General features: G+C 51.5%; 19 protein-coding genes. 14 read left to right on the top strand and 5 right to left on the bottom strand.

Annotated features, from left to right (window positions below; genetic code table 11):
- Window positions 1–91 precede the first annotated feature (91 nt).
- The 5 genes from ACN5NT_RS00390 to eutC all read left to right on the top strand — a co-directional run bounded on the left by ACN5NT_RS00390 (window position 92) and on the right by eutC (window position 5,353).
- Entirely contained in the window at window positions 92–1,150 is a 1,059-nt protein-coding gene (locus ACN5NT_RS00390) for a TRAP transporter substrate-binding protein (protein ID WP_419174078.1), read from the top strand.
- Between the two features lie 125 nt (window positions 1,151–1,275).
- Window positions 1,276–1,788 (top strand): TRAP transporter small permease subunit, encoded by a 513-nt coding sequence (locus ACN5NT_RS00385; protein ID WP_419174077.1) that lies wholly within the window; start codon window positions 1,276–1,278, stop codon window positions 1,786–1,788.
- The gene (locus ACN5NT_RS00380) at window positions 1,785–3,107 is read left to right on the top strand and encodes a TRAP transporter large permease (protein ID WP_419174076.1); all 1,323 of its coding nucleotides are present in this window, start codon (window positions 1,785–1,787) and stop codon (window positions 3,105–3,107) included. Before ACN5NT_RS00385 ends, ACN5NT_RS00380 begins: the two co-directional genes overlap by 4 nt.
- A 78-nt stretch (window positions 3,108–3,185) precedes the next feature.
- A complete protein-coding gene (locus ACN5NT_RS00375) occupies window positions 3,186–4,559 on the top strand; it encodes an ethanolamine ammonia-lyase subunit EutB (RefSeq protein ID WP_419174075.1) in 1,374 nt (457 codons plus the stop codon).
- Window positions 4,556–5,353, top strand: coding sequence for an ethanolamine ammonia-lyase subunit EutC (gene eutC, locus ACN5NT_RS00370; protein ID WP_419174074.1), 798 nt, complete (start codon window positions 4,556–4,558; stop codon window positions 5,351–5,353). Before ACN5NT_RS00375 ends, eutC begins: the two co-directional genes overlap by 4 nt.
- A gap of 51 nt (window positions 5,354–5,404) precedes the next feature.
- On the opposite strand, the gene ACN5NT_RS00365 is transcribed toward eutC, so the two are convergent.
- The 5 genes from ACN5NT_RS00365 to ACN5NT_RS00345 form a co-directional block, all read right to left on the bottom strand.
- The gene (locus tag ACN5NT_RS00365) at window positions 5,405–5,839 is read right to left on the bottom strand and encodes a universal stress protein (protein WP_419174073.1); all 435 of its coding nucleotides are present in this window, start codon (window positions 5,837–5,839) and stop codon (window positions 5,405–5,407) included.
- 237 nt (window positions 5,840–6,076) lie between these two features.
- Window positions 6,077–8,854: an MlaD family protein gene (locus ACN5NT_RS00360; protein WP_419174072.1), complete on the bottom strand. Its 2,778-nt coding sequence runs from the start codon at window positions 8,852–8,854 to the stop codon at window positions 6,077–6,079.
- Window positions 8,806–10,128 (bottom strand): PqiA/YebS family transporter subunit, encoded by a 1,323-nt coding sequence (locus ACN5NT_RS00355; RefSeq protein ID WP_419174071.1) that lies wholly within the window; start codon window positions 10,126–10,128, stop codon window positions 8,806–8,808. Before ACN5NT_RS00355 ends, ACN5NT_RS00360 begins: the two co-directional genes overlap by 49 nt.
- Window positions 10,129–10,468: 340 nt before the next feature.
- Complete coding sequence (locus ACN5NT_RS00350; protein ID WP_136798679.1) at window positions 10,469–10,993, bottom strand: O-acetyl-ADP-ribose deacetylase; 525 nt, start codon at window positions 10,991–10,993, stop codon at window positions 10,469–10,471.
- A 17-nt stretch (window positions 10,994–11,010) separates the two neighbouring features.
- Window positions 11,011–12,969: an acetoacetate--CoA ligase gene (locus tag ACN5NT_RS00345; protein WP_419174070.1), complete on the bottom strand. Its 1,959-nt coding sequence runs from the start codon at window positions 12,967–12,969 to the stop codon at window positions 11,011–11,013.
- Between the two features lie 382 nt (window positions 12,970–13,351).
- Between ACN5NT_RS00345 and trhA the strand changes: the two genes are divergently transcribed.
- The 9 genes from trhA (at window position 13,352) to ppk1 (ending at window position 23,163) form a co-directional block, all read left to right on the top strand.
- Complete coding sequence (gene trhA / locus ACN5NT_RS00340) at window positions 13,352–14,014, top strand: PAQR family membrane homeostasis protein TrhA (RefSeq protein WP_136798677.1); 663 nt, start codon at window positions 13,352–13,354, stop codon at window positions 14,012–14,014.
- Window positions 14,015–14,255: 241 nt separating this feature from the next.
- Window positions 14,256–14,807 (top strand): DUF4136 domain-containing protein, encoded by a 552-nt coding sequence (locus tag ACN5NT_RS00335; protein ID WP_136798676.1) that lies wholly within the window; start codon window positions 14,256–14,258, stop codon window positions 14,805–14,807.
- A gap of 208 nt (window positions 14,808–15,015) precedes the next feature.
- Window positions 15,016–15,894, top strand: a complete 879-nt coding sequence (locus tag ACN5NT_RS00330) for an NAD(P)-dependent oxidoreductase (protein ID WP_419174069.1) — start codon at window positions 15,016–15,018, stop codon at window positions 15,892–15,894.
- Window positions 15,895–16,169: 275 nt separating this feature from the next.
- Window positions 16,170–16,553 (top strand): cytochrome c3 family protein, encoded by a 384-nt coding sequence (locus tag ACN5NT_RS00325; protein ID WP_419174068.1) that lies wholly within the window; start codon window positions 16,170–16,172, stop codon window positions 16,551–16,553.
- A gap of 74 nt (window positions 16,554–16,627) precedes the next feature.
- The gene (locus ACN5NT_RS00320) at window positions 16,628–19,015 is read left to right on the top strand and encodes a molybdopterin oxidoreductase family protein (RefSeq protein ID WP_419174067.1); all 2,388 of its coding nucleotides are present in this window, start codon (window positions 16,628–16,630) and stop codon (window positions 19,013–19,015) included.
- 110 nt (window positions 19,016–19,125) lie between these two features.
- Entirely contained in the window at window positions 19,126–19,431 is a 306-nt protein-coding gene (locus ACN5NT_RS00315) for a chaperone NapD (protein ID WP_419174066.1), read from the top strand.
- Window positions 19,428–20,027, top strand: a complete 600-nt coding sequence (locus tag ACN5NT_RS00310; protein WP_136798672.1) for a 4Fe-4S dicluster domain-containing protein — start codon at window positions 19,428–19,430, stop codon at window positions 20,025–20,027. The genes ACN5NT_RS00315 and ACN5NT_RS00310 overlap by 4 nt, the downstream gene beginning before the upstream one ends.
- Window positions 20,028–20,900, top strand: coding sequence for a 4Fe-4S binding protein (locus ACN5NT_RS00305; protein WP_419174065.1), 873 nt, complete (start codon window positions 20,028–20,030; stop codon window positions 20,898–20,900).
- A gap of 142 nt (window positions 20,901–21,042) precedes the next feature.
- Window positions 21,043–23,163, top strand: coding sequence for a polyphosphate kinase 1 (ppk1, locus tag ACN5NT_RS00300; protein WP_419174064.1), 2,121 nt, complete (start codon window positions 21,043–21,045; stop codon window positions 23,161–23,163).
- Window positions 23,164–23,276 lie beyond the last annotated feature (113 nt).

Below are 23,276 nucleotides of genomic sequence, written 5' to 3'. Positions count from 1 at the left end.
GAATGGGAACAGTAGAACAGTGGCCATGGGTGATTCGTGTCATCTGCTTGAGCCACAATATCAAGCACAAGCAGTACAAGGAGAGGAGAAAATGGAACGTCGAGAATTTCTGAAAAAGGCAGGACTAGGAGCCGCAGCGGCTGTTGCAGCAACAACCATCAGCAAGGCACCTTTTGTTCATGCAGCAAAGAAAACCCCTATAAAATGGCGACTGCAGACCTATGCCGGACCAGCTTTGGCCGAGTATGTGATCAAGCCTCAGATTGATGCCTTCAACAAGATCGCCAAGAACGAGATGCATATCGAGCTCTATTATGCTGATCAGCTGGTTCCCACAGGCGAACTGTTTCGGGCCATGCAGCGCGGTACCATTGATGCGGTGCAGAGTGACGATGACTCCATTGCGGCACCTGTAGATGTTTCAGTTTTTGGCGCCTATTTTCCTTTTGCCTCCCGCTACTCCCTCGATGTACCGGTACTGTTCAACCACTATGGTTTGAATGAGATCTGGGAGGAGGCATATAAGGAGGTAAAGGGTGTGCAGTGGCTGAGTGCCGGCGCCTGGGATCCATGTAACTTTGCCACAGTGGATCCTATCCGTAAGCTGGCCGACCTGAAAGGTAAGCGTATCTTCACCTTCCCTACCGGTGGTAAATTCCTCAAGCGTTTCGGTGTAGTGCCTGTAACTCTGCCATGGGAGGATATCGAGGTGGCGATTCAGACCGGCGAGCTTGATGGTATTGCCTGGTCCGGTATTACCGAGGATTACACCGTAGGCTGGGCCGATGTTACGAATTATTACCTCACCAACAATATCTCCGGAGCCTGGGCTGGATCATACTTCGCCAACTCCGAGAAGTGGGATGCCCTGCCTGAACACCTGAAGGCTCTATTCAAGATGTCAATCGACAGTTCGCACTACTATCGCCAGCACTGGTACTGGTGGGGCGAGGCACATTACCGTACCACAGGCGGCAAGCTGGAGCTGACATCCATACCTGATGCCGAATGGGCCGCTGTTGAGCAGGAGGCCCTGAAATACTGGGACGAGATTGCTGCCAAATCTCCACGTAGTGCCAAGGTCGTCGAGATTCTCAAGAAGTATTCGGCAACCATGGAGAAGGCTGGTCGCCCGTACCGTTACACCTAATCTGTAAAATTCCCCGCCAGTAACACTGCCGCTCATTTTCGCTCGAGTTGATATGGGCGGCGGTGTTGCTGCACTCGGTTGTTGTTTTCTGCCAATTTCTTGAATTTGCGAAATAAGGATCTGTTGTGCCAAAGATTATCCATAGTTATGTGCGCTATGTGGACGCACTGAATAAACGAGTTGGTACATTCGCCATGTACCTGGTGTTCATGATGATGGGCATTCTTCTCTTTGCCTCAATCTCACGGACGGTCTTCAATGTTCCCTATACCTGGGCGGTTGAGATGACCCAATTCACAATGGCCGCATACTATATGCTGGGCGGCGGGTTTTCGCTCTACATGGGCGCCCATGTGAGAATGGATGTCCTTTATGGCTGCTGGTCCCCGAAAAAACGGGCAACGATGGATCTTGTGACAGTGTTCTGCCTGATTTTCTATCTCGTTGTTTTGCTGGCCGGAGGCATCTCCAGTACCGCCTATTCACTTGAGTATGGGCAGCGCAATTATTCTGCCTGGGCTCCGCCTGTGGCACCTATCAAAATCATTATGGTTATCGGTATTTTTCTGATGCTGTTGCAGTCAATCGCCACCTTTTTCAAGGATTTGGCTAAAGTACGAGGGGTGGAATTGTCATGAGCTATGAAATGATCGCACTCCTTATGTTTTCGACCCTGATGCTTATGCTGCTCACGGGTCAGCGGGTTTTTGGCGCTGTTGGTTTTGTCGCAGCTGCTGCGTCCATGGTTCTGTGGGGCCAGGGCGGTTACGAGATGCCCTTTAACGCCAGCATTGTGTTATTGAACTGGTATCCGTTAATCACTTTGCCGCTCTTTATCTTCATGGGCTATATGCTCTCGGAGTCGGGAATTGCAGGTGATCTCTATAAAATGTTCCATGTCTGGATGGGCTCACTCAACGGTGGTCTGGCTATTGGCACTATATTCCTGATGGTGGCTATCTCAGCTATGAACGGTCTGTCAGTGGCAGGTATGGCTATCGGCACCAGTATCGCCCTGCCGGAGATGTTGAAGCGCGGTTACGACAAGCGCATGGTCACCGGTGTTATCCAGGCGGGAAGCTCTCTGGGCATAATGGTACCACCAAGCATTGTTCTGGTCCTTTACGGGATGATTGCCAGACAACCGGTGAGTCAGCTCTGGATGGCTGGAGTCTTTCCTGGCCTGCTTCTGGCGTCCATGTTTATCATCTATATTGTGGTTCGCTGTAAGATGCAGCCGGAGTTGGGACCGAGCCTGCCAGCGAAAGAGCGTGAGATGCCCCGAGGAGAAAAGATCAGGTTGCTGGGCGCAGGAATCCTGCCACTGGCCATCATCTTTTCGGTCACCGGCCTCTTCATCATGGGTGTCACCAGCCTGGTCGAGAGCTCGGCAGTGGGCGCGGCAGCCGCTACTGTAGCTGCCATCCTCAAGAAACGTCTCACCCGGAAAGTGATGGATGATACTCTCCACAAGACCCTTGCCGTGAGCTGCATGTTCATGTGGATCATTCTGGCAGCACTCTGCTTTGGTGCCGTTTTCGACGGGCTTGGGGCGGTGCACGCTATCGAGAGCCTTTTCCTCGATACCTGGGGGCTCAGTCCTTGGCAGATTTTGATCATGATGCAGGTCTCGTATATCATCATGGGCATGTTCTTAGATGATACGGCGATGCTGGTGATCGTGGCACCGCTCTATATTCCACTGATAAAGGCGCTCGGCTTCAACCCGATCTGGTACGGTGTGCTCTACACCATCACCTGTCAGATCGCATATATGACGCCGCCTTTCGGTTACAACCTCTTTTTGATGAAAGCGATGGCACCGAAAGAGGTAACGCTGGTGGACATCTACTCCTCAATCGTGCCTTTTGTTATACTGATGTGTATCGGTCTCGGTATTATCATGATATTTCCGGATATTGCACTTTGGCTCCCGCAAACGTATTATGCACGCTAAAGAATCAGCAGGCGGGCTCCACCGCAGTCGGAGCCCGCTATCTTGTACTAGTTCCCGGTAGAAACGAGAGAACACGATATGTCAACAGGTAGAAATTTCAGGGAAATGAGCCTGAAGGAATTGCTTGCCAAAGCGACACCCCGGAGATCGGGTGATGAGTTGGCCGGTGTTGCCGCCCAAAGTGAGGAGCAGCGGGTCAGGGCGCAGATGGCTCTGGCTGAGGTTCCTCTTGCACGTTTTTTGTCTGAAGCTGTTATTCCCTATGAGAAGGATGAGGTAACAAGGCTGATTATTGACAGCCATGACCGCGAGGCATTTGCGCCAATCAGTGGTTTCACGGTCGGGGAACTCAGGGATTGGCTGCTTGGTGATGAAGCCACTCCGGAGTCCCTGGCTGAACTGGCACCGGGTATCACACCCGAGATGGCTGCGGCAGTCTCTAAACTGATGCGTATGCAGGATCTGGTTTTGGTGGCAGCAAGATGCAGGGTGGTTACCAGGTTCAGAAATACCATCGGTGGGGCCGGCACGTTTTCTGTTCGTCTCCAGCCAAATCATCCCACAGACGATCTGCAGGGCATTGCCGCTTCCACCCTTGATGGCCTCTGTTATGGTTGCGGCGATGCCGTGATCGGCATCAACCCGGCCACAGATAATGTGGAGAACATCGTTCGGCTGATGCAGATGCTCGATTCGCTGATCGACACATACGCCATTCCCACCCAGAGCTGTGTGCTGACCCATGTCACCACGACCATGGAGGCAATAGAGGCGGGTGCACCGGTTGATTTATGTTTTCAGTCAATTGCCGGTACCGAGCAGGCGAACAGGAGCTTCGGGGTGAATCTGGCGTTGCTGCAGGAGGCCAATGAAGCAACCCTCGCCCTCGGAAGGGGGACTGTCGGCAATAACGTAATGTACTTTGAAACGGGTCAGGGCAGCGCGCTGTCGGCAAACGCCCACCATGGGGTGGACCAGCAGACCCTTGAGGCGCGTGCCTATGCGGTGGCAAGAGTCTACAATCCACTGTTGGTGAATTCGGTGGTTGGCTTTATCGGGCCGGAATATCTCTATAACGGCAAGCAGATTCAACGAGCTGGTTTAGAAGACCATTTCTGCGGCAAACTGCTGGGCGTGCCGATGGGAGTTGATATCTGCTACACCAACCATGCCGAAGCAGATCAGGATGATATGGATGTGCTGTTGACCTTGCTTGGCAATGCCGGTTGCAACTTCATTATGGGAGTCCCGGGGGCTGACGACATTATGCTCAATTACCAGTCCACCTCTTTCCATGATGCGGCATATATACGTAAGCTTCTTGGCTTGAAACCTGCCCCGGAGTTTCAGGCATGGCTGGAGAGCATGGAGATACATAACAGCGCAGGAGTGCTGCAGCCCGTTGACGTAAGCAACAGGCTGCTGGCCATGTCACGGGGGGAGGGCAAATGAGCAATAACAGCACGGGAAAGCCGATCATAACCTCCGATCCATGGTCGAAGCTGCGCACTTTTACCGACGCCCGTATTGCTCTTGGGCGCTGCGGTACCAGTCTGCCGGTAACGGAGAGCCTTGAGTTCAAGCTGGCCCATGCCAGAGCCAGGGATGCCGTTTTGGTCCCGGCCGACATGGTTTCACTTGCTAACCAACTCGAGCTGCAGGGATACTCTACAATTCAGCTGGAAAGTTCTGTTGTCGACAGAATGGAATATCTGGTTCGTCCGGATAAAGGCAGACTGCTGAGCGAGACATCGTCAATAGCGCTGCAGCATCATGGCCAGAGAAATTTTGATATAGGCATCACGGTTTGCGACGGCTTATCGGGTCCGGCAATACATGAAAATGCGTATGAGATCGTGAGTGGTTTTTTAGAGTGTGTTGCCAAAACAGAGCTGAGAGTTGCACCCGTCTGTCTGGTGACCAATGGCAGGGTGGCAATTGGTGATGAGATCGGCCACCTGCTTGGCTGTAAAATGATGATTCTCTTGGTGGGTGAGCGGCCCGGGCTGAGTTCATCGAACTCCCTGGGGGCCTATATAACCTATGAACCAAAGCCTGGAATAACCGATGAAGCCCGGAATTGCATCTCCAATATTCGTACAGGGGGGATGAGTATAGCAGAGGGAGTGCGAAAAATAACCTATCTGGTTGAATCGGGTTTGGCTCTGGGTAAGACCGGTGTGGAGTTGAAAGATAAGATGAGCAGCAGTTATCTGCCATTGCAAGGACTGATCCCCAGCCTTTAGCAAGAAAGGCAAGGGATCAGAAGGTATTCAAGTTAACCCCGGGGATCACATCTAGGGCTTTACCACCATGACCGGGCAGTGGGCTTTTTTCAGTACACGTTCAGCTACGCTGCCAAGCAGGACCTTTTTAATACCGCGTTTACTGCGGGTTCCCATGATGATAATATCGGCCTGCTCTTTTTGGGCATAATCGAGGATTTCATCGACAACATCCCCTATGAGGGCATGATACGAGCATTTTTTGCATTTATCATGAGCATTTCTGGTTATTTTAGCGAGCTGCTCTCTAACGGCTTCAAGCCGTGTGGTGTTGATGTCATCATAGGCCAGGTTGCCGAGAGCCATTTCTCCGCTGGTGGTAAATTCAATAGCATGGAAAAAAACTACCTCAGCATCGAAGGTTCGGGCAACAAACAGCGAATAGTCTACTATGTTTTGAGAATTTTGATCAAGGTCGAGCGGAACGAATATTTTGGTGATACGCATAAGCCCCTCCGGCATGTGTGGAAGAGTTTTCAGGAATATCGGGCACGAGAGAACAACGGTTTATGTTAAAATCGTATCAGAATAGCGGGGTGTTTCCAAGGGGATTGATGATGAACAGCATTTTCGAAAGATTAGGGTGATGACAGCCCACAATTCCTGAAAACCCGCGGCCTCAAACAATGGAATTTGCCTCGACCACCGGGGTGTTGTTGGCTAAGGCTTTAAAGCTATTGTCGGCTATTCATTTTTTGGTGTCCAGTCCAGCCATTCAGGATCCGCTTCATCATGGAGCAAAAATTTGTGTCCTTTCTCCACGGCTTTTTGCGCGGGTTCATTTACCGGTGTCGCGATATTAATGCCACCGCGGACGATAGCTTCAACTGAGCCGGTTGAGACGGTAATGCCGGAGAAAATACCGCCTGTCACCCTGGCGCCACTCACATTCCAGAACTTGCTGTTTTCCCGGACGATGGCAGCGTATCTTGGCTCGATGCGAATGAAAACATAGACAATACGAAAAGAGGGTGAGAGCTCAAAGCCGGTTACTTCGCCAACCTTCAGATCGCGATAGTAGAGCGGAGACCCCATGGAGAGTGAACCGAGATGTGATGCCTCGAGGATGAGTTGCAGGCTATCGTCTTCCAGATAACCGGGCTGCGGTGGCTGGGAGAGCCCGGTGAACCTCCGCGTAGGCTTACCGGCACCGGGAAGAAATGTCAGGTACGCGCCAGTGATGGCTGTCTCGATGTTCTTGATACCGGCCAGTGAAATCTCCGGGGTAACCTGCCAGATCCGGGTGGTAGTCTTGAAAAGTGGGGCGACTCCGGGCTCAATCCTGAACTCGACATCCACCGATTGCAGATCTTCACCAAAACGTATCCTGGTGACCTTGCCGACAGGAACACCCTTATAGCGTACCTGGGACCCTTCTCCTATGCTGATACCTTCTTCAAATCTGACGGTTATGGTCCTGTCTCCGGCGTGCAGGGCGGAATCGAAATCAGCATGAAGAGGCAGGGGCTGTTGCAATTTGCCGGCGGTACTGTCAGCAACATTGCCAGGGGTGGTGATGGTGTTGATACCACCCTTGAATATTGACTCAAGTGAGCCGAATTTCAGATCAAGCCCGCCGAGGCCACCACTCATCTCAACAGAGCCTGTCTTATAAAATCTGGTACTGTCGTGAATGAGATGGCGGTATTGATCCTGCACGAAGCAGTCGATGAGTACGGATTTTTGATCCCGGGAAAAGCTGAAGCCGGTGATATGACCTATTTTCAGACTCTTGTTCATTACCGGGGTGCCGGGACTGAGGCTGGCCGCGTCGTCGGTAATAAGCTGGAACTGCACGCCCGCCGGCTGTAAGGCTGGAGTGGCTGCGACGGCACTATCGTAATTCCCATAAAGCCTGAAAACTTTATCCTGCAATTCGGTTTCGTTTAATTCTGTTCCATCTCTGTCGGGCGTGGTGAAGACAACCCCGCCGCTCAATATCCGGGTCAGCGGGCCTGTATCAACCTTGAGACCATTGATTCCGGCCTCTATGTCGACACCACTTTGCAACCAGAAGATACTGGAGTCGAAGACGAGTTTTCCGTAAGGTTCATAGAGGAAAAGGGTGATCAGAACTTCATCGGAGTCGGGTTCGAGAGACACGGAAACAACCTCGCCAACCTTGATTTCCTTGTAGTAGACTGCGGTACCATTACTGAGATTTACACCGTTGGATGATTTGAGCTGTACATGGCTGCCGGGTCTGAGTGGTGTCTGGGGCGGTGGTTCGGGGAGAATGGTGAAGTGATTCTTGAAATCACCATCACCGGGTTTAAAGGTGATGTGTGACCCTGTAAGAAAGTTTCTGAAATTTTTGACGCCGCTGGCACTGATGGATGGGTTAACGATCCAGAAGGTTGTGTTCTCGCGGAGAATAAATTCCGCCCTGGGGTCCAGTAGAATATTTGCGGTCACGGATTTGTTTTCATCGTTATTGATAAGAATATCTTTAACAAACCCCGCATCAATGCCACGGTAGACAATTTTGGTGGAGCCTTCGACAATACCGCTGCCGGAAGCAAGCTGCATCGTCATTGGTATACCATAGTCCGCATCCTCAAAGTTTTTGTATAACTTGAACTCGGAGCCATTTGTTGCGGGGGGGCTTGTGCTCAGCTCCTTGGGGGTGTGCACCAGAATGCCGCCGCGCAGCAGAGCGGAAAGGGATTCCATCTGAACTTTTATATTTGGCAGTTCGCCGGAAACAGAGAATCCGCTGGCATTGCAGAAGCGGCTCTCGGTATGTATCAGATCACTGTATTCGGGAGTGATGTAAACATGAATCAGGATGGTCTTATCGTAGGCGAGCTTATAGCCCTGAACCTTGCCTATTTCAATGTTCTTATAATAAATTCCAGTGGATTTCTGGATAGAACCGAGTTCGTCGGCTTTCAGTGTGAGATGGAGCCCCGGGGCTTCCGGGCCTACCGGCGGAGCTGAATCCAGGCCGTTATATACACGTTGCTCCCGGTCCGAGACGCCTTGCCTTATGGCTATATAAGCCCCCGATACGATAGTATCCAGCCCCCTGATGCTTGCTGCCGAAAGTTCTGGGCTGACTATCCAGAACAGGGTGTCCTCCACTAAACTTTCGGCCATGGACTTGTCCATGACAATGGTGGCCTTCACCTTGTTCTTCCTGATGTCGGGTTGCAGGTTTTTAACCAGGCCGACAGGGATGCCTTTGTTCATGACCTGGGTTTTTCCTGAAGTGATTCCCGTCGCGTCGTCAAAATAGACAGTAACCTCAATCCCTGCGTTGGTAATAGCCTGATAGAGTAGCCAGCCGCAGATTACGAGCGCCAGCAACGGCAAGGTCCAGAGAACGGAAATGCCCTTGTTGACCTTGATTTCTGGCTGGGCAATCTGGGGATGCGGGGATAGTTCATTATCCGGATTTTGACTGGTATCGGTCATTGGTTCAGTGTATTGGAGTTGTTCGTCGCGGAGCCCGGGCTGCATTTGTCCCAGAGAATCCGTGGGTCGAAAGTGATGGCGGCGAGCATGGTTGTGGCTACAGCCATACAGAAGAATGTTGAGGCCGGGGCAACGTGAATAGAGGTGAAAAAACCAAAGTCCACCAAGGAAATCAACAGCGCTATCACGAAAATATCAAGCATGGACCACCTACCTATAAAGGAGATTATGCGAAACATTTTCGATTTCTGTCGAAGAAAATAGGGCATGCCGAAATGAGCGGAACAGAGCAGTATGGAGAGGCCAACCACCTTGAAAAGCGGCACGAATATGGAGGCAACCATGATAATGATACCGATCAGGTAGGAGCCGGTCTTAAGAAAATAGAGGATGCCATCCAGAATGGTGGATCGATCGGGTACGCCGAGAAAATCAACCTGCATAATCGGCAACAGATTGGCCGGGAGCAAGAGCAGAGTCGAGGTAATCACCAGGGCAAGGGTACGTGACATGGCGCCGGGTTTGCGAAGATGAACTTTCTCGCCGCAACGACTGCACTGGCCGGAGAATTCTGTAGACCTATTCGTTGTTGGCAGGAGCTTATGGCAGGTAAGGCAGAGGGCGAAACCGGCCTGAGCTGCTGTAAGTTCCGGCTGCTTATCAAGCCGCTGATTTTCTTTAACGAGTAAAGTGGCTGGGGCTGTTTCTGTCGGGTCCAGCAATTCCCAGTAGCGAACCTTATCCAGTACGACGCAAATTCCAAAGGTGACGAATACCAGGGCAATGAAGCAGAACAGTCCGGCATTAAACACAATATTTGCCGTGTGAATCATTTTAAAGATCGAAATAAGGATGGCCAGCAGGAAAACCTCAACCATGGCCCATTCCTCGAGATGACAATACGCACGAAACAGCCTGGCCAGCATCTTCGAGGGATGATTGCGTTTTAACTGCAGGCTGATGATAAAGGTGAGCAGCAGTAGCATCAGTGGGAAAACTATTGTGGAGACGAGCGTCATGAAGGAGACGAAATAATATTCGTTGGCAAAGAACTGGAGTACAGTGTCAACCACATTGGCCTTGTCACTCATACCAAGCTTTTCAAGGGTGATCAGCGGCAGCAGAATAGCGGGCAGGTAGACCAGCAGGCCGGTAATGCTGAGCGCCAGAACCTTATCCACCGTTCCCGGCCGGTTATTTCTCATCACAAACCCACAGCGTGGGCAGACTGAGGCGTGGTGGTCCGGCGTTTCATGGTGCTGGAGCAGGATATCGCATTGCGGGCAGGCTGAAACATTAGGTGTCGGACTTGAAATCATAACAAAAACAACCTCATGGATGGTCGGCTCCGGATATGGCCAGGATCGAGTCGGCCATAATGGAGAAAACTGCGGGCGGGATGCCATGAGCGCTTAGTATTTCAGGCATTCCGGCTTGGAGTATGGACTGTTATTTTAAGAGGGTTGTAGTAATTTGCCATAGAAAAGGGGCAATGGCCCAGAAATAGATACGGAACCTGAAGAATATAACCCTATAATGTTATGCGACTGCAGGTCTGCAGGCAATTCCCGGGAGCTGAGTGCCGGGGATGAGTTGTGAGTAAGGAGATCTCCGGGGAGCCAGGGTTTTAGTGCACGCTGGTTATTCGATACAGCTGTATTAATGTCCCCGTGCTTCCAGTTTAGCGAGTTGTTTACTCAACTCATGATAGACAGTGTTATCGAAACAGGCAAAAATTACCCTGCGGATGGAACCGTGGGAGTCGAGCATTGTGCTGACTTCCCTGAAGGCGATCTCACAGGCACGCCGGATGGGAAAACCATAGACTCCGCAACTTATAGCTGGAAAGGCGATGGAGTGAATGGAGTTGGCGATTGCCAGTTCCATACAGGAGCGATAACAGGAGGCGAGTAGTTTCTCTTCTTTTTGATGACCACCCCGCCAGATCGGGCCGACTGTATGAATAATGAATTTTGCCGGCAGATTATAACCGCCGGTGATGACCGCCGAACCTGTTTCGCAGCCTCCGATTTCAATGCATTCAGCAAGCAAATCGGGACCTGCTGCCTTATGGATGGCTCCGTCAACTCCGCCACCGCCCATCAGGCTGTTATTGGCAGCATTGACAATCGCGTCCACACCAAGCTGGGTTATATCGATTAGTTCTACGGCAATTCTCAGCATAAAAACTCCTGGATGAATTACCTGAGTTCAGGAATATCCCTGAATGCTTCCAGGGCTTCAGGGTTGGCCAGTGAGCCGATGTTCTTCACATCCCGGTTATGAATAATCTCCCGAACAGCGAGTTCAACTATTTTACCAGATTTTGTTCTTGGGATCTCATCAATTTGCACCACTTTGGCAGGCACGTGACGGGGGCTGCATTTTTCCCGCAGGGTTGTTTTTATTTTTTCGGTCAATTTGTCAGTGAGTTCAGTACCGTTCCGCAGTACCACGAAGAGGATTATGCGCTGGTCGTTCTGCCAGTCCTGGGCCACAACTATTGACTCGGCAACTTCATCCAAGTCTTCTACATATCTGTAAATTTCTGCGGTGCCGATACGCACGCCGCCAGGGTTCAGTGTGGCATCGGAGCGGCCGTATATGATCACACCGCCGTTGGGAGTCAGTTTGACATAGTCTCCGTGATACCATACATTTTGAAACCTGGCGAAATATGCATTGTGATATTTGTTGCCGTTACGGTCATTCCAGAAGTATACGGGCTGAGAGGGAAATGTTCGGGTACAAACCAGCTCGCCCTTTTCGTTCACCACAGCTTCTCCTTCTGCATTGTATACCTGAACGGCCATACCAAGGCCGCGGCATTGACATTCTCCACGATATACAGGCAAGATCGGATTGCCGAGCACAAAGCAGGAAATGATGTCGGTGCCCCCTGATATTGAAGAAAGGCAAATATCTCTTTTTATTGACTCATATACATAGTCAAAACTTTCCGGAGTGAGGACGGAGCCGGTGGAGCAAAGCGTTCGCAGGGAGGGGAGGTGAACGCGCTCCACCGGCACCATCTCCAACTTTTTCATGGTATCTATATACTTGGCAGACGTTCCAAAAAGAGTAATGCTCTCTTTTTCGGCCAATCGCCAAAGTATCTCGTTATCCGGTGAGAATGGAGAACCATCATAGAGAACGAGCGAAGCCTCGGAACCAAGTGCGCTTACCAGCCAGTTCCACATCATCCAGCCACAGGTCGTAAAGTAAAAAACACGGTCACCTGGCTGTATATCGCAATGAAGCTGATGCTCCTTCAAATGCTGCAGCAATACACCGCCGGCCTTATGGGTTATGCATTTCGGTTTTCCGGTGGTTCCGGAAGAGTAGAGAATGCACAACGGGATGTTGAAGGGCCGACGTTCGAACTGCAACTCACTGCCCGCAAATCGTTCAAGGAGCTCTCCCCACTTCTCGGTGGATGCAGGACATGGGCGCGATGATTCAGAAGACCTCTTCAGCAGCGGCACCAGCACATCATGCGCTATCGAAGGTAAGGCCTTGATGATACGTTCCCCGCGCTCACCCAGATCAATGGTTTTGCCGTTGTAAAAATATCCATCAACCCGAAAAAGCACCTTGGGTTCTATCTGGCCAAAGCGGTCCACTACGCTCTCGAAGCCGAAATCGGGCGAAGTTGAGCTCCAGATTGCTCCGATACTGGTTGCCGCCAGCATGGCGACCACCGTCTCCGGCATGTTCGGCAGATATGCGGCGACCCTGTCGCCAGGTTCAATACCGATTGATTTCAGCCAGGCGGCCATAGCGGCAGTCTGGTTATACAGCTCATTGAAACTGAGGTTGTAGTGCACCTTGTCTTCTGCGTAAAAGATAAGGGCAGGCTCATCGTCTCGTCTTTTCAACAGGTTTTCAGCAAAGTTAAGTTTTGCATCACTGAACCAGCATGCCCGCTCAATCTCGTTACCACGGTCGAGAATTTTTACACCCTTGTCACCAATCACACCGCAAAAGTCCCACAAGGCCGACCAGAATGCCGGCGAGTCGGAAATTGACCAGTCATAGAGCCTTGAGTAGTCTTCAATTGGTGCACCGAGCTGTTGGCCGACAAATCGCATGAAGGCTTTGAGCAGACTGTTTTCAGTTCTTTCGCGATCCGGAACCCAGAGAGGTTTGGATTGTGTCATGTACTATCCCAGGTAAAAAAGAGCGGGTTATCATTGCGCAAACAACTGCAGATAATGTCAATACAATAACATAAAAAAGGTGTTGTTGAACAGTGTGGAAATATCGGTAATGATGGAAAATGAATGTTGCAGTGTCTGAACTGCATTGTTCTCTCATTTCTATAGATATATGATATATATCAGGTTGGTAGGTCGTTTCGTTGGCTAGAGGGTCTGTTCCGGAAATAGGCAGAGGGGTCCGGCATTGGCCTGAAACGCAGATTGTTGTACGGAAATTATTGGCGCGTTCAGAATTAAAGCGTACTATGGACTGATCGAAACGAAGTATTCTGGCGGCAATAATTCGTATGCTGCTGATAACCTATATATTTCTGGATATATTATGAAAACCAAAACGGCGATTTTACCGCGTTACAGTATGCCGGAAGAGATCGCTAACTCTGTCATCCATGGTATTGGTGCCCTTCTGGCCATTGCCGGTCTCGCGGTAATGACAGCTTTTGCCAGCCTCCATGGCACCGTATGGCATATTGTTGCCTGCAGCGTATTCGGTGGGACCATGATCCTGCTCTATACTGCCTCAACGCTTTATCACTCGGTTCAATCGAGGAGCGCCAAGGAAATTTTCAGAATTCTTGATCATTCTGCAATCTTCCTCCTGATTGCGGGAACATATACCCCTTTTACCCTGGTCAGTTTACGTGGGCCCTGGGGATGGTCGCTCTTCGGCACAATCTGGGGGCTTGCGGTTTGTGGCATCATTCTGGAGATTTTTTTAACCAAAAGACTGCGCTGGATCACCATAGCTCTCTATATAGCCATGGGCTGGGCAGTGGTTATTGCCGTTAAACCGATGCTTTCTGCGGTAGATGCCGGGGGCTTGTGGCTGTTGTTGATCGGAGGGCTCTGCTATACCCTTGGCGTACCGTTCTATATCAAGCAGTCAATCCCATTCAATCATGCTATCTGGCATCTTTTTGTGCTGGCAGGTACCATCTTTCACTATTTTGCAATATTGCTCTATGTGATACCAATTCGCGGCTGATGCGGGTGGTTGTCTCCCCTGAATAGTAGCGGAACGGCGAATCTGCCCGGAGTCAGATGGTATCGTGATTTCACGGACAATTGCGGCCAGTTGTAGAAAGAATTATCATCTAGTGAAAGACCGGTTCTTTTAAGCAAAATGTTGATACGTGGCAGGCGGAAATGTGCAGAAGTTCGGTGTCGGTGTTGAAAGTGCTAAAAGGCTTTGCCCAAAAGATTTTCCAGATAGTGTGGAGGGGAATATGAAGAACATGCTTGTCTGCTGCTTAGCGGCCTTTGCTCTGCTCTTGGGAGGTTGCTCCACTGTGCGGGTCAATCAGGATTACAAACCTGGTACAAATTTTTCTCAATATCGCAGCTATCATTGGCAGCAGCCTGCAGCTTCTACCAGTGAAGACATGCGGGTTCAGAACCCCTTGCTGCATGAGCGCTTTCAGCAGGCAATAAATGCCGGGCTTGCTGGTCGTGGGCTTTTCCCTGGTGCTCCTGATTTTCTTGTCACCTATAATTACCGGATTGAAACACGCATTCAGTCCGAGCCGTATTCTACCAGTGTCGGTTATGGTTATGGCAGGAGTTACCGCTACAGCGGTGTTGCTTTTGGTACGGGTGGAATGATACGCCAGTACGATGTTGGTATCCTGGTAATCGACTTTTATGACGCCCGGACCGGAGCCCTGATCTGGCGTGGTACCGGCTCGGAGATCGTCAGCAGCAACCCCACTCCCGAAAAGACGACAGAATTCGTCAACAAAATGGTTAGCTCTATTTTGTCCCAGTACCCGCCTATCTGATTATGCCTGGAAGTCGGCACGACAGCTATTGCCGGGTACCGCAATGTTTGTTATTTTTTGAATTCGCTGGTATTACCAGGTCCTTGGAGACGAAATTCCGCCCGAAAGGAAGTGGCACGACTCAAGGAGCAGTCAGCAGAAATATCGGCGTCACAGCGTTATGAAACAGGTTGAATAGCTCAATCGACAGGAACCATCAGGAGACATCATGGTATTGGAACCACAGCAGACAACCGTAGGTTTTATCGGCATCGGAGTGATGGGCAAAAGCATGGCTCGTCATTTAATGAACGGTGGTTGTACCACCCATATATATACCCGCACCAAGGCGAAAGCTGAAGACTTGGTGGCTGAAGGTGCAGTCTGGGAAGATTCAGTGGCATCACTTGCGGCAAAATGCCAGGTGATTTTTACCATTGTCGGTTTTCCGCCCGATGTAGAAGAGGTGTATCTGGGTGAGAGCGGAATTCTTGCCAACATGAAAGAAGGCGGCTATGTGGTCGATATGACCACTTCCAGACCAGATCTGGCGGCACGCATTTTTGCTGAGGCTGAGAAAAAGAATCTTCACTCCCTGGATGCTCCTGTTTCCGGCGGAGATATCGGTGCCCGCGAAGCACGGCTCTCCATTATGGTGGGAGGTGAAGAGGCAGCTTTTGCAGCGGTCCTGCCATTGTTTGAGCTGATGGGCAAAAATATCGTTTATCAAGGCAAAGCGGGCAGCGGTCAGCACACTAAAATGTGCAACCAGATCGCCATCGCTGCCGGAATGATGGGTATCTGCGAGTCCCTTGCCTATGCGGAAAAATCAGGACTTGATCCGAAAAATGTGCTCAAGAGTATCGAGACGGGTGCTGCCGGCAGCTGGTCTCTTTCCAACCTTGCCCCGCGAATTATCGATGGCGACTATGCCCCAGGCTTTTTTGTCAAGCACTTCATCAAGGACATGACCATTGCCATTGAATCTGCAGATGCCATGGGTCTCGACCTGCCTGGCTTGAAACTGGCCCGCCAGCTGTACCAGAAGTTGGCTGAAGAGGGTGGCGCGGATAACGGAACCCAGGCCCTGTTTAAACTCTATCGCTGATCGTTCACTACAGGTAACAATTGCAACCTCTTCAGGCACTGTCGGCAGCTTTTTTTGCCGACAGTGTCTGTTGTCTTCTATGCTTTAGCGACAATTCCATCTGATTCAAAGTATTTACTGCCTTTCAAAGCCTATCTTCTATCTGCTCCGCCCCGACCCTAACTCATTTCTGGATTAAAGAAAACGCCGCGCATATAATGAATCATGTGCCGTAACGGATGCCAGTTGTCGTGCAAACATGATGGTGTCAATTTGCTGAATTTAATGAGGAGGTCATGGTGAAAAAAGACATGGTGAGAATCGCTATCTTTTCGGCGGCCTTGTTGTTTTTGAGCCTGTTTCTTTTGGCGCAGCCATTCGCTGTTTTCGGTGCTGGCCACGAGCAGGAACAACATCCGGAATTGAGCGAGCAGGAACAGTATGTCGACTGTGCTGACTGCCATAGTGAGGCAACGCCCAGTGTGTATACAGAGTGGTATGAATCGGTCCATGGTGTGGCGATGATCAAGTGTTATCTCTGCCACGGCACTTTCGAGAGTTTTGTGGTGAGCCCGCAACGAGACAACTGTGCGACCTGCCATGCGGATATGCTGGAAAAGGAGCCGGACACACCATGCTATGAGTGTCATATTCCCCATACCTTCAAGGTTCAGGAGTAGCTGATAACTGTTGAAAACGGTCCGGCTGGCAACACCTGCCTTTGCTGGAGGCCGATAGCCTGGAGATCGAACAGATGGCACAGACAAGACGAGATTTCATCAAGAAGGCTGCAGCGTTATCGGCTGCATCCTATGTGGGAATGAGTTTGCCAATCGACAGCATGAATAGCGTGAGGGCGGACGAGGGTGTTACCTGGCACCCGGGCAGTTGCAGGCTCTGCGGAGTCGGCTGCCGGGTTGATCTGGGAGTCAGAGATGGTAACCCGATTGGCGTTCGGGGGATCACGGACTCACGTACCAACTTCGGCTATGTCTGCATGAAGGGCATGTACTTCTGGCGCTGCATGCGTCATCCTGATCGGTTGACAAAGCCAATGTATCGAAAAAAGAAGACCGACAAATTCAAAGAGATCAGCTGGGACGAAGCCCTCGATATCGCGGCGGGGAAATTTGCCGAAGCCCACAAGGCCGGAGGCGGTGAGGCTGTCGCCTACTATGGCTCCGGCCAGGCCCTGACCGAGGAGACCTATTTCTTCCAGAAAGTGATGCGTGCCGGGCTGCAATCAAACAATGTGGAAGGGAATCCACGGCTCTGCATGGCCAGTGCAGTGGGCGGCTATATGACCTCATTCGGGGCGGATGAGCCGATTGGTGGCTATTCCGACATAGAAAAGGCGCACTGTTTTTTTATTATCGGTTCCAACACGGCGGAGGCGCACCCGGTGCTGTTCAGGCGCATCATGCGGCGCAAGATGGATAATCCTGATCTGGTTAAGATCATCAACGTCGATCCGAGGCTGTCCCAGACCTCACGAATCGCAGATATGCATCTGCAGTTTGATCCGGGCACGGATCTGGCGCTGTTAAACGGCATGGCCAATGTAATCATTGAAGAGAAGCTGTATGACCAGGAGTTTCTCGACAATTATACCAGCTTCAAGAAAGGTAAGGGTGAGGACGCCTCTTTTGAGGATTATGCCAGCCAGGTAGCCCAATATACCCCGGACAAGGTGGTAGAGATGTGTGGCAACGCCTTTACCCAGGATGAACTCCGTCAGGCTGCACGCTGGTTTGCCACTTCCAAAGGCACCCTCAGCCTCTGGACCATGGGGCTCAACCAGCGTAAGCGTGGAGTGTGGGCGAATAATCTGGTTCATAACCTGCACATTCTGACCGGACAACTCTGCACGGACGGGGCGGACAGTCTCTCCCTGACCGGCCAACCGAACGCCTGTGGCGGTGTGCGCGAGGGTGGGGGATTGTGTCATATCCTGCCGGGGCACCGCGGTGTCGGCAATGACAAGCTCCGTAACGAGGTGGAAAAACTCTGGGGCGTACCGGAAGGGCGCATACCGCCCAAACCTGGTCTGCACACCATGGCGATGTTTTCGGCAGTAAACGAAGGAAAAATCAAAGCCCTCTGGATTAACTGCACCAGCCCGGTACAGAGCCTGCCGAACTGCAATCTCTATAACAAGGGAATGGACAGGGAGGATGTTTTTATCGTCTGTACCGATATCTTCCCAACCCTGACAACCCAGAAGGCTAACCTGTTGCTGCCGACTTCGTTTCATTTCGAAAAAACAGGTGTCTACGGGTGCACCGAACGGCGTTCGCAGTTGACCAGAAAAGCCATAGACTCACCAGCCGGGGCGAAGCCGGAAGTGTGGATTGTCCTGGAATGGGCCAAGAGGCTGGCCAAGCTGCTCGACGATCCTGTTATTGCGAAATGCTATGAAGGCTTTGACGGCCTTGAAGAAGGTTACGAACTGCCCAAGGCAATCTGGGATGAATACAGCCAGAAGCTCACGGCGCACAGGGATAATGATCTGCGGGGAGCAACGTATGATGTACTTGCGAAAATGGCAGATGGTGTGCAGTGGCCTGCCCCCGATGAAGCGTGGGCCAGTACCGGCGGCACGGTGAAAAAATTCGTGCGCGGGCGTGACCCGATGGCGGATACGGAAGCAAAGGATGACAAGCCGTATCAGTTCTACGGGGAAGCGCACAAAGATAGAAAGCTCTGGATCTGGCTGCGGGAGCAGGAAGACCCGGCCGAAACACCGGATGCTGACTATCCCTTCTATCTTTCCACAGGGCGTATCGTTGACCATTGGCACACCATGTCAATGACAGGCCGGGTACCTGAGCTGCTGAGGGCCAACCCGTATGCCTTCGTCGAGGTGAATCCGAAAGACGCCGCCCGCCTTGGTATCAAGCCCGGTGATATGGTGGAAGTGAAATCACGCCGTGGGGTAAATGTGTTGCCCGCCAAGGTGTATGAAGGCCCCCTTGAAGGTATGGTCTTCGTCTATTGGCATGATCAGCACCAGGATCGAATGATCAACAAAGTCACTAAAGATGCCTATGACCCAGGTTCATTTGAACCCGAGTTCAAGATCTGTGCAGTACAGGTAAAACGGGTCTCGGGACCGAAACCGCTCAAGCCGTATATCGCGTGAGTTACCTGGCCGAGACTGTGGCAGCTATAGAGAAGCAAAAGGCATTGACCACCGGGAGTTCAGGCGGCAAGGCCATGGTGAATACATAAAATTTTTGCCGGAGGTAAGCTATGCCGATCAGCGGAGTTGTTATTTCCAGTATTCCTGAGAGAACCTGGAGAGTAATGAAGAGACTGCAGCAGCTTGAAAGTGTAGATATTTTCGGCCACGACAGGGCAGGCAATGTAGTGGCGGTTCTCGACACCACAACTTCTGAAGAGATGGAAAAGGTGATTGCGCTGATAACCGGGAATGAGGATGTTCTTAACGTGGGTATGACCTATTTAAACGCCGAAGACGAGGCGGCGCAGTTGGCACGGGGTGAGAGTCTGGCCAGGCCCTTCGGTTTTAAACTGGCTTCTGATGAAGGCTCGTGACCCGGCGTGATTTTTTTCGTCTGATAGTTTCGGGGCTTATCGCTGCCGCAACAGAGGCTGTCGCAACATCGCCAGCCACTGCCGGGCTGGTTGCAAGCCCGGTACAGACAAATCGGTTGCGGCCGCCGGGTGCTGTCTCGGAGAAACAATTTCCTGCCAGGTGCATTCGCTGTGGCCGGTGCGTTGAGGTGTGTCCATATCGATCAATCATCATGCTTGATATCCGGCATGGGATCCATGCGGGCACACCACTTGTCGAGGCGGAAAAAATTCCCTGTTATCTCTGTATGAAATGCGTTGTGGTCTGCCCCACCGGTAGCCTGCTGCCGATACGCCAGCAGGAGACCCGGATGGGGCTTGCGGTGATTAACACCTTCACCTGCTATACCTATGCGGGGGTGAGTCTCTGCAGAACCTGTTACGACAAGTGCCCTTATGTGGAAAAAGCGATCCGGCTGGATCAACTGCGCCCGGTGGTCGACGAAAACCATTGTACGGGATGTGGCCTCTGCACCCATGCCTGCCCGGTGACGGATGGCAACGGGTTCAAGGCGATCAATGTCGAACCCATCTATGCCGGGGCCGAGGGGGAGTAGATGATGCAGCCGGTGAGCGATGTTGAGTCTTCTACTGAAATCAAGCAACACCACCATGGGGAAAGACGGGCAGGTTTCAGGTGGGGAAGGCTCAGGCTGCTGGTTCTGACGCTGGCCTTTTTACTGATAGCAATGAACCCGCTGCTGAATTTTCATTTCCATATCAATTTCATTCAGGGTTGGTACCAGTCCCTGGGAGTCGGTGATCTCTGGTTTGTATCACCGCTGGAGGGGCTTGAATCGCTGTTTATTACCAGGGGCATCTATCTGCCATCACTGATAGGTATGCTGATCCCGGTATTGATCGCTCTCTGCCTTGGCCGGGTCTTCTGTTCATGGCTTTGCCCGGTGAGCTTCTTTCTGGAGCTGATTGAGCTGGGTCGCAGAAAAATCATTAAACAACGCTTTTTGTACAATCGACTGGTTGTTGCCAAAAAAGTGCTCTGGTTCACCCTGATTGTGGAGATTCTGGTCAGCCTCATTCTTGGGGCACCGCTCTTTGTATTTCTCTCTCCGCCCGGCCTTATCGGCCGCGAACTGATGATGCTGGTCTTTTTTCATAAGCTGGCGCTGGAAGGGGGGATCCTGTTGATTGTTCTGGCATTGGAGCTTTTTACCCGTCGCTGTTATTGCCGCAGCTTTTGCCCGCTCGGAGCTCTACTGGCGCTGATAGGTACTCGTCGCCGCCTGAGGGTTGTTCGGGAGCAAGAGAGCTGCACCGCCTGTAAAATCTGTGATTATAGTTGCCCCATGGGCATTCGGCCCAGTCTCGGTGAAGCATCGGGAGCGTATTGCTGGAACTGTGGAGAGTGTGTCCAGAGCTGCAACCATGGTTCTCTGCACTTTCGATGGCTGGGTAGGGAAAATGTGTAATTGTCACTGTTACAGCTTTTCACTTCTTCTGATAAAGAGAGCGTAAATTGTTTTAAGTATAGATCTTGATTGAATAAATTATGTGTGTCAACGGTGGCATCTACGGTAACAGGTCAAGAATCCACAACTTTGAGCAACTGTTATGACAGAAAACGGAGCAGCCCTTCCAGTCAAGGATTCAAAATATTTCATCAGCAGGGAGCTGAGCTGGCTCAACTTCGCCCTGCGAGTGCTGGAGCTGACGGCCAGCCCGGACCTACCCTTGCTTGAAAAAGTGAAGTTTGCAGGAATCATGGGGATGCTGCATGATGAATTTGCCATGAAACGACTGGGTGGCCTGAGAAACATAAAAAGACGAAAACCAAACAAAGTGCTCGATGGCGGGCGTACTCCCGGCGAAGAGATCATTGCCTGCCGGGAGGAGTTGCGCCAGCAGAGCGATAAGGTCGGCAGGCTGGTGGAGTCGCATCTGCGACCAGCCATGAACCAGGCGGGAATTGCGCTACTCGACTATGAGAATCTGGATGTCGACCAGAGGAGATATGCGGACAGGTTTTATCGTGATGCGGTCGAACCCATCCTGACCCCGCTGGCGGTTGATGCCAGTCACCCATTCCCATTCATCAGCAACCTGGGCTTGAATGTAGCCGTCACCGGTGAGGGCAAAAAAAGCGGACGGGGCAAATTCGTCCGCCTGAAGATACCTGCCAACCGGCCGCGCTGGGTGAAACTGCCGGCAGCTGGAGGCAGCAGCCAGGTGGCTGTACCGCTTGAGCAGGTTGTCGCTGCCAACGTCTGCCGTTTTTTCCCGGACTGGAAAAAGCTGAAGACCTATTTTTTCAGGGTGATACGGGCGGCAAAGGATAATCCCTGGGAGCGGCTTGATGTGGATGAGCATGAGCAGGAATTGCAGCCAGGCTGTATCATCGGTATGGTCACCGCCGAACTGACCTACAGAAAGTTCGCCGGTGTTACTCTTCTGCAGGTAAGCGAAGATATGCCTGAAAATTTACAATTATGGCTGGCGAGTCAGTTGCAGATGGACCCTGACGATATTATAGCAATCAAGGGACTGCTGGCGACAGCAGACCTGATGAAGTTCAATGTGGAGGGGCGGTCTGACCTGCGTGACCCGCCTTTTACCCCGACTCCCCACCCCCGCCTGGCTGATCCCGCCATGGATGATCCGGAGACCTTTTTTCAGGAGATCCGGGCTGGCGATATCCTTGTCCACCTTCCATACCAATGTTTTGACACCTCAGTCCTCCGCTTTATCCGTTACGCCGCCTCAGACCCGAAGGTTCTGGCCATTAAACTGACAATTTATCGGACCAGCAAGGATTCGCCGATCATGCAGGCGCTGATGGAGGCCGCCGGCAGGGGGAAACAGGTTGTAGTGTTGGTGGAAATCACCGCGCGTTTTGACGAAGCGCCGAATATCGCCTGGGGCAAGAAGCTGGAGAGGGCTGGAGTTCACGTTGTGTATGGAATGGAACGTTTGAAGACCCATGTGAAGCTGGCCATGGTAATTCGTGAGGAGCAGAGCGGTATTCGTCGTTATGTCCATGTCTCCACTGGCAATTACAATGTGCAAACCGCAAAAGTTTACGAAGACCTTGGTATTCTCAGCTGTAATCGGTTGCTCGGGGAAAACGTGGCCGCTCTATTCAATGAACTTACCGGTGGGGTATCATCTCATGGTTATGATATGTTGATGGTGGCTCCACACAATCTGAGAGAGCGCTTCGTGGAACTGATCCACAGGGAGGTCGCCCATGCCAGGGGTGGGCGCTCTTGCGGTATTTTCGCGAAAATGAATCAATTGCAGGATTGCGATATGATTCGCGAGTTGTATATGGCGAGTTCGGCCGGCGTGCCGATTGAATTGAATATTCGGGGACTTTGCTGTTTGCGTGCGGGAGTTCCCGGGTTATCGGATAATATCAGGGTCTATTCAACAATTGGCAGGTTTCTGGAGCACTCCCGCATTTATCGTTTTGAAAATGGAGGAGACCCTGAGTTTTTCATCGGCTCAGCCGATTGGATGCGTCGCAACCTCAATAGACGGATGGAAACCATAGTGCCCGTTGTAGATAGTATCCTCAAGGTACAACTCGATGAGATCCTGAACATACTCAAGAAAGATAACTGCAGCGCCTGGGATATGCATCCTGATGGCAGTTATCGCAGGAGGGTCCCGGCAAAAGGGGAGGAGAAACGCTCTGCCCATGAGATGTTTATGAGACGGGCAACTGGCGCATAAACAATTGCTACCGGCCTATTTGCTGGCAAAAGCCGACGCTTTCATGTATCTGTATTCTGTTTCAGGCAATATCCGCCTTGAATAAACCTGTTCCTGGCAGCCTGCTGTTGAAA

This window comes from Desulfosediminicola sp., assembly GCF_048381775.1.
GTDB classification, from domain to species: Bacteria; Desulfobacterota; Desulfobulbia; order Desulfobulbales; family Desulfocapsaceae; genus Desulfopila; species Desulfopila ganghwensis.
Note: the sequence above shows the minus strand (reverse complement) of the source record. Positions and strands in the feature narration are given on the sequence as shown.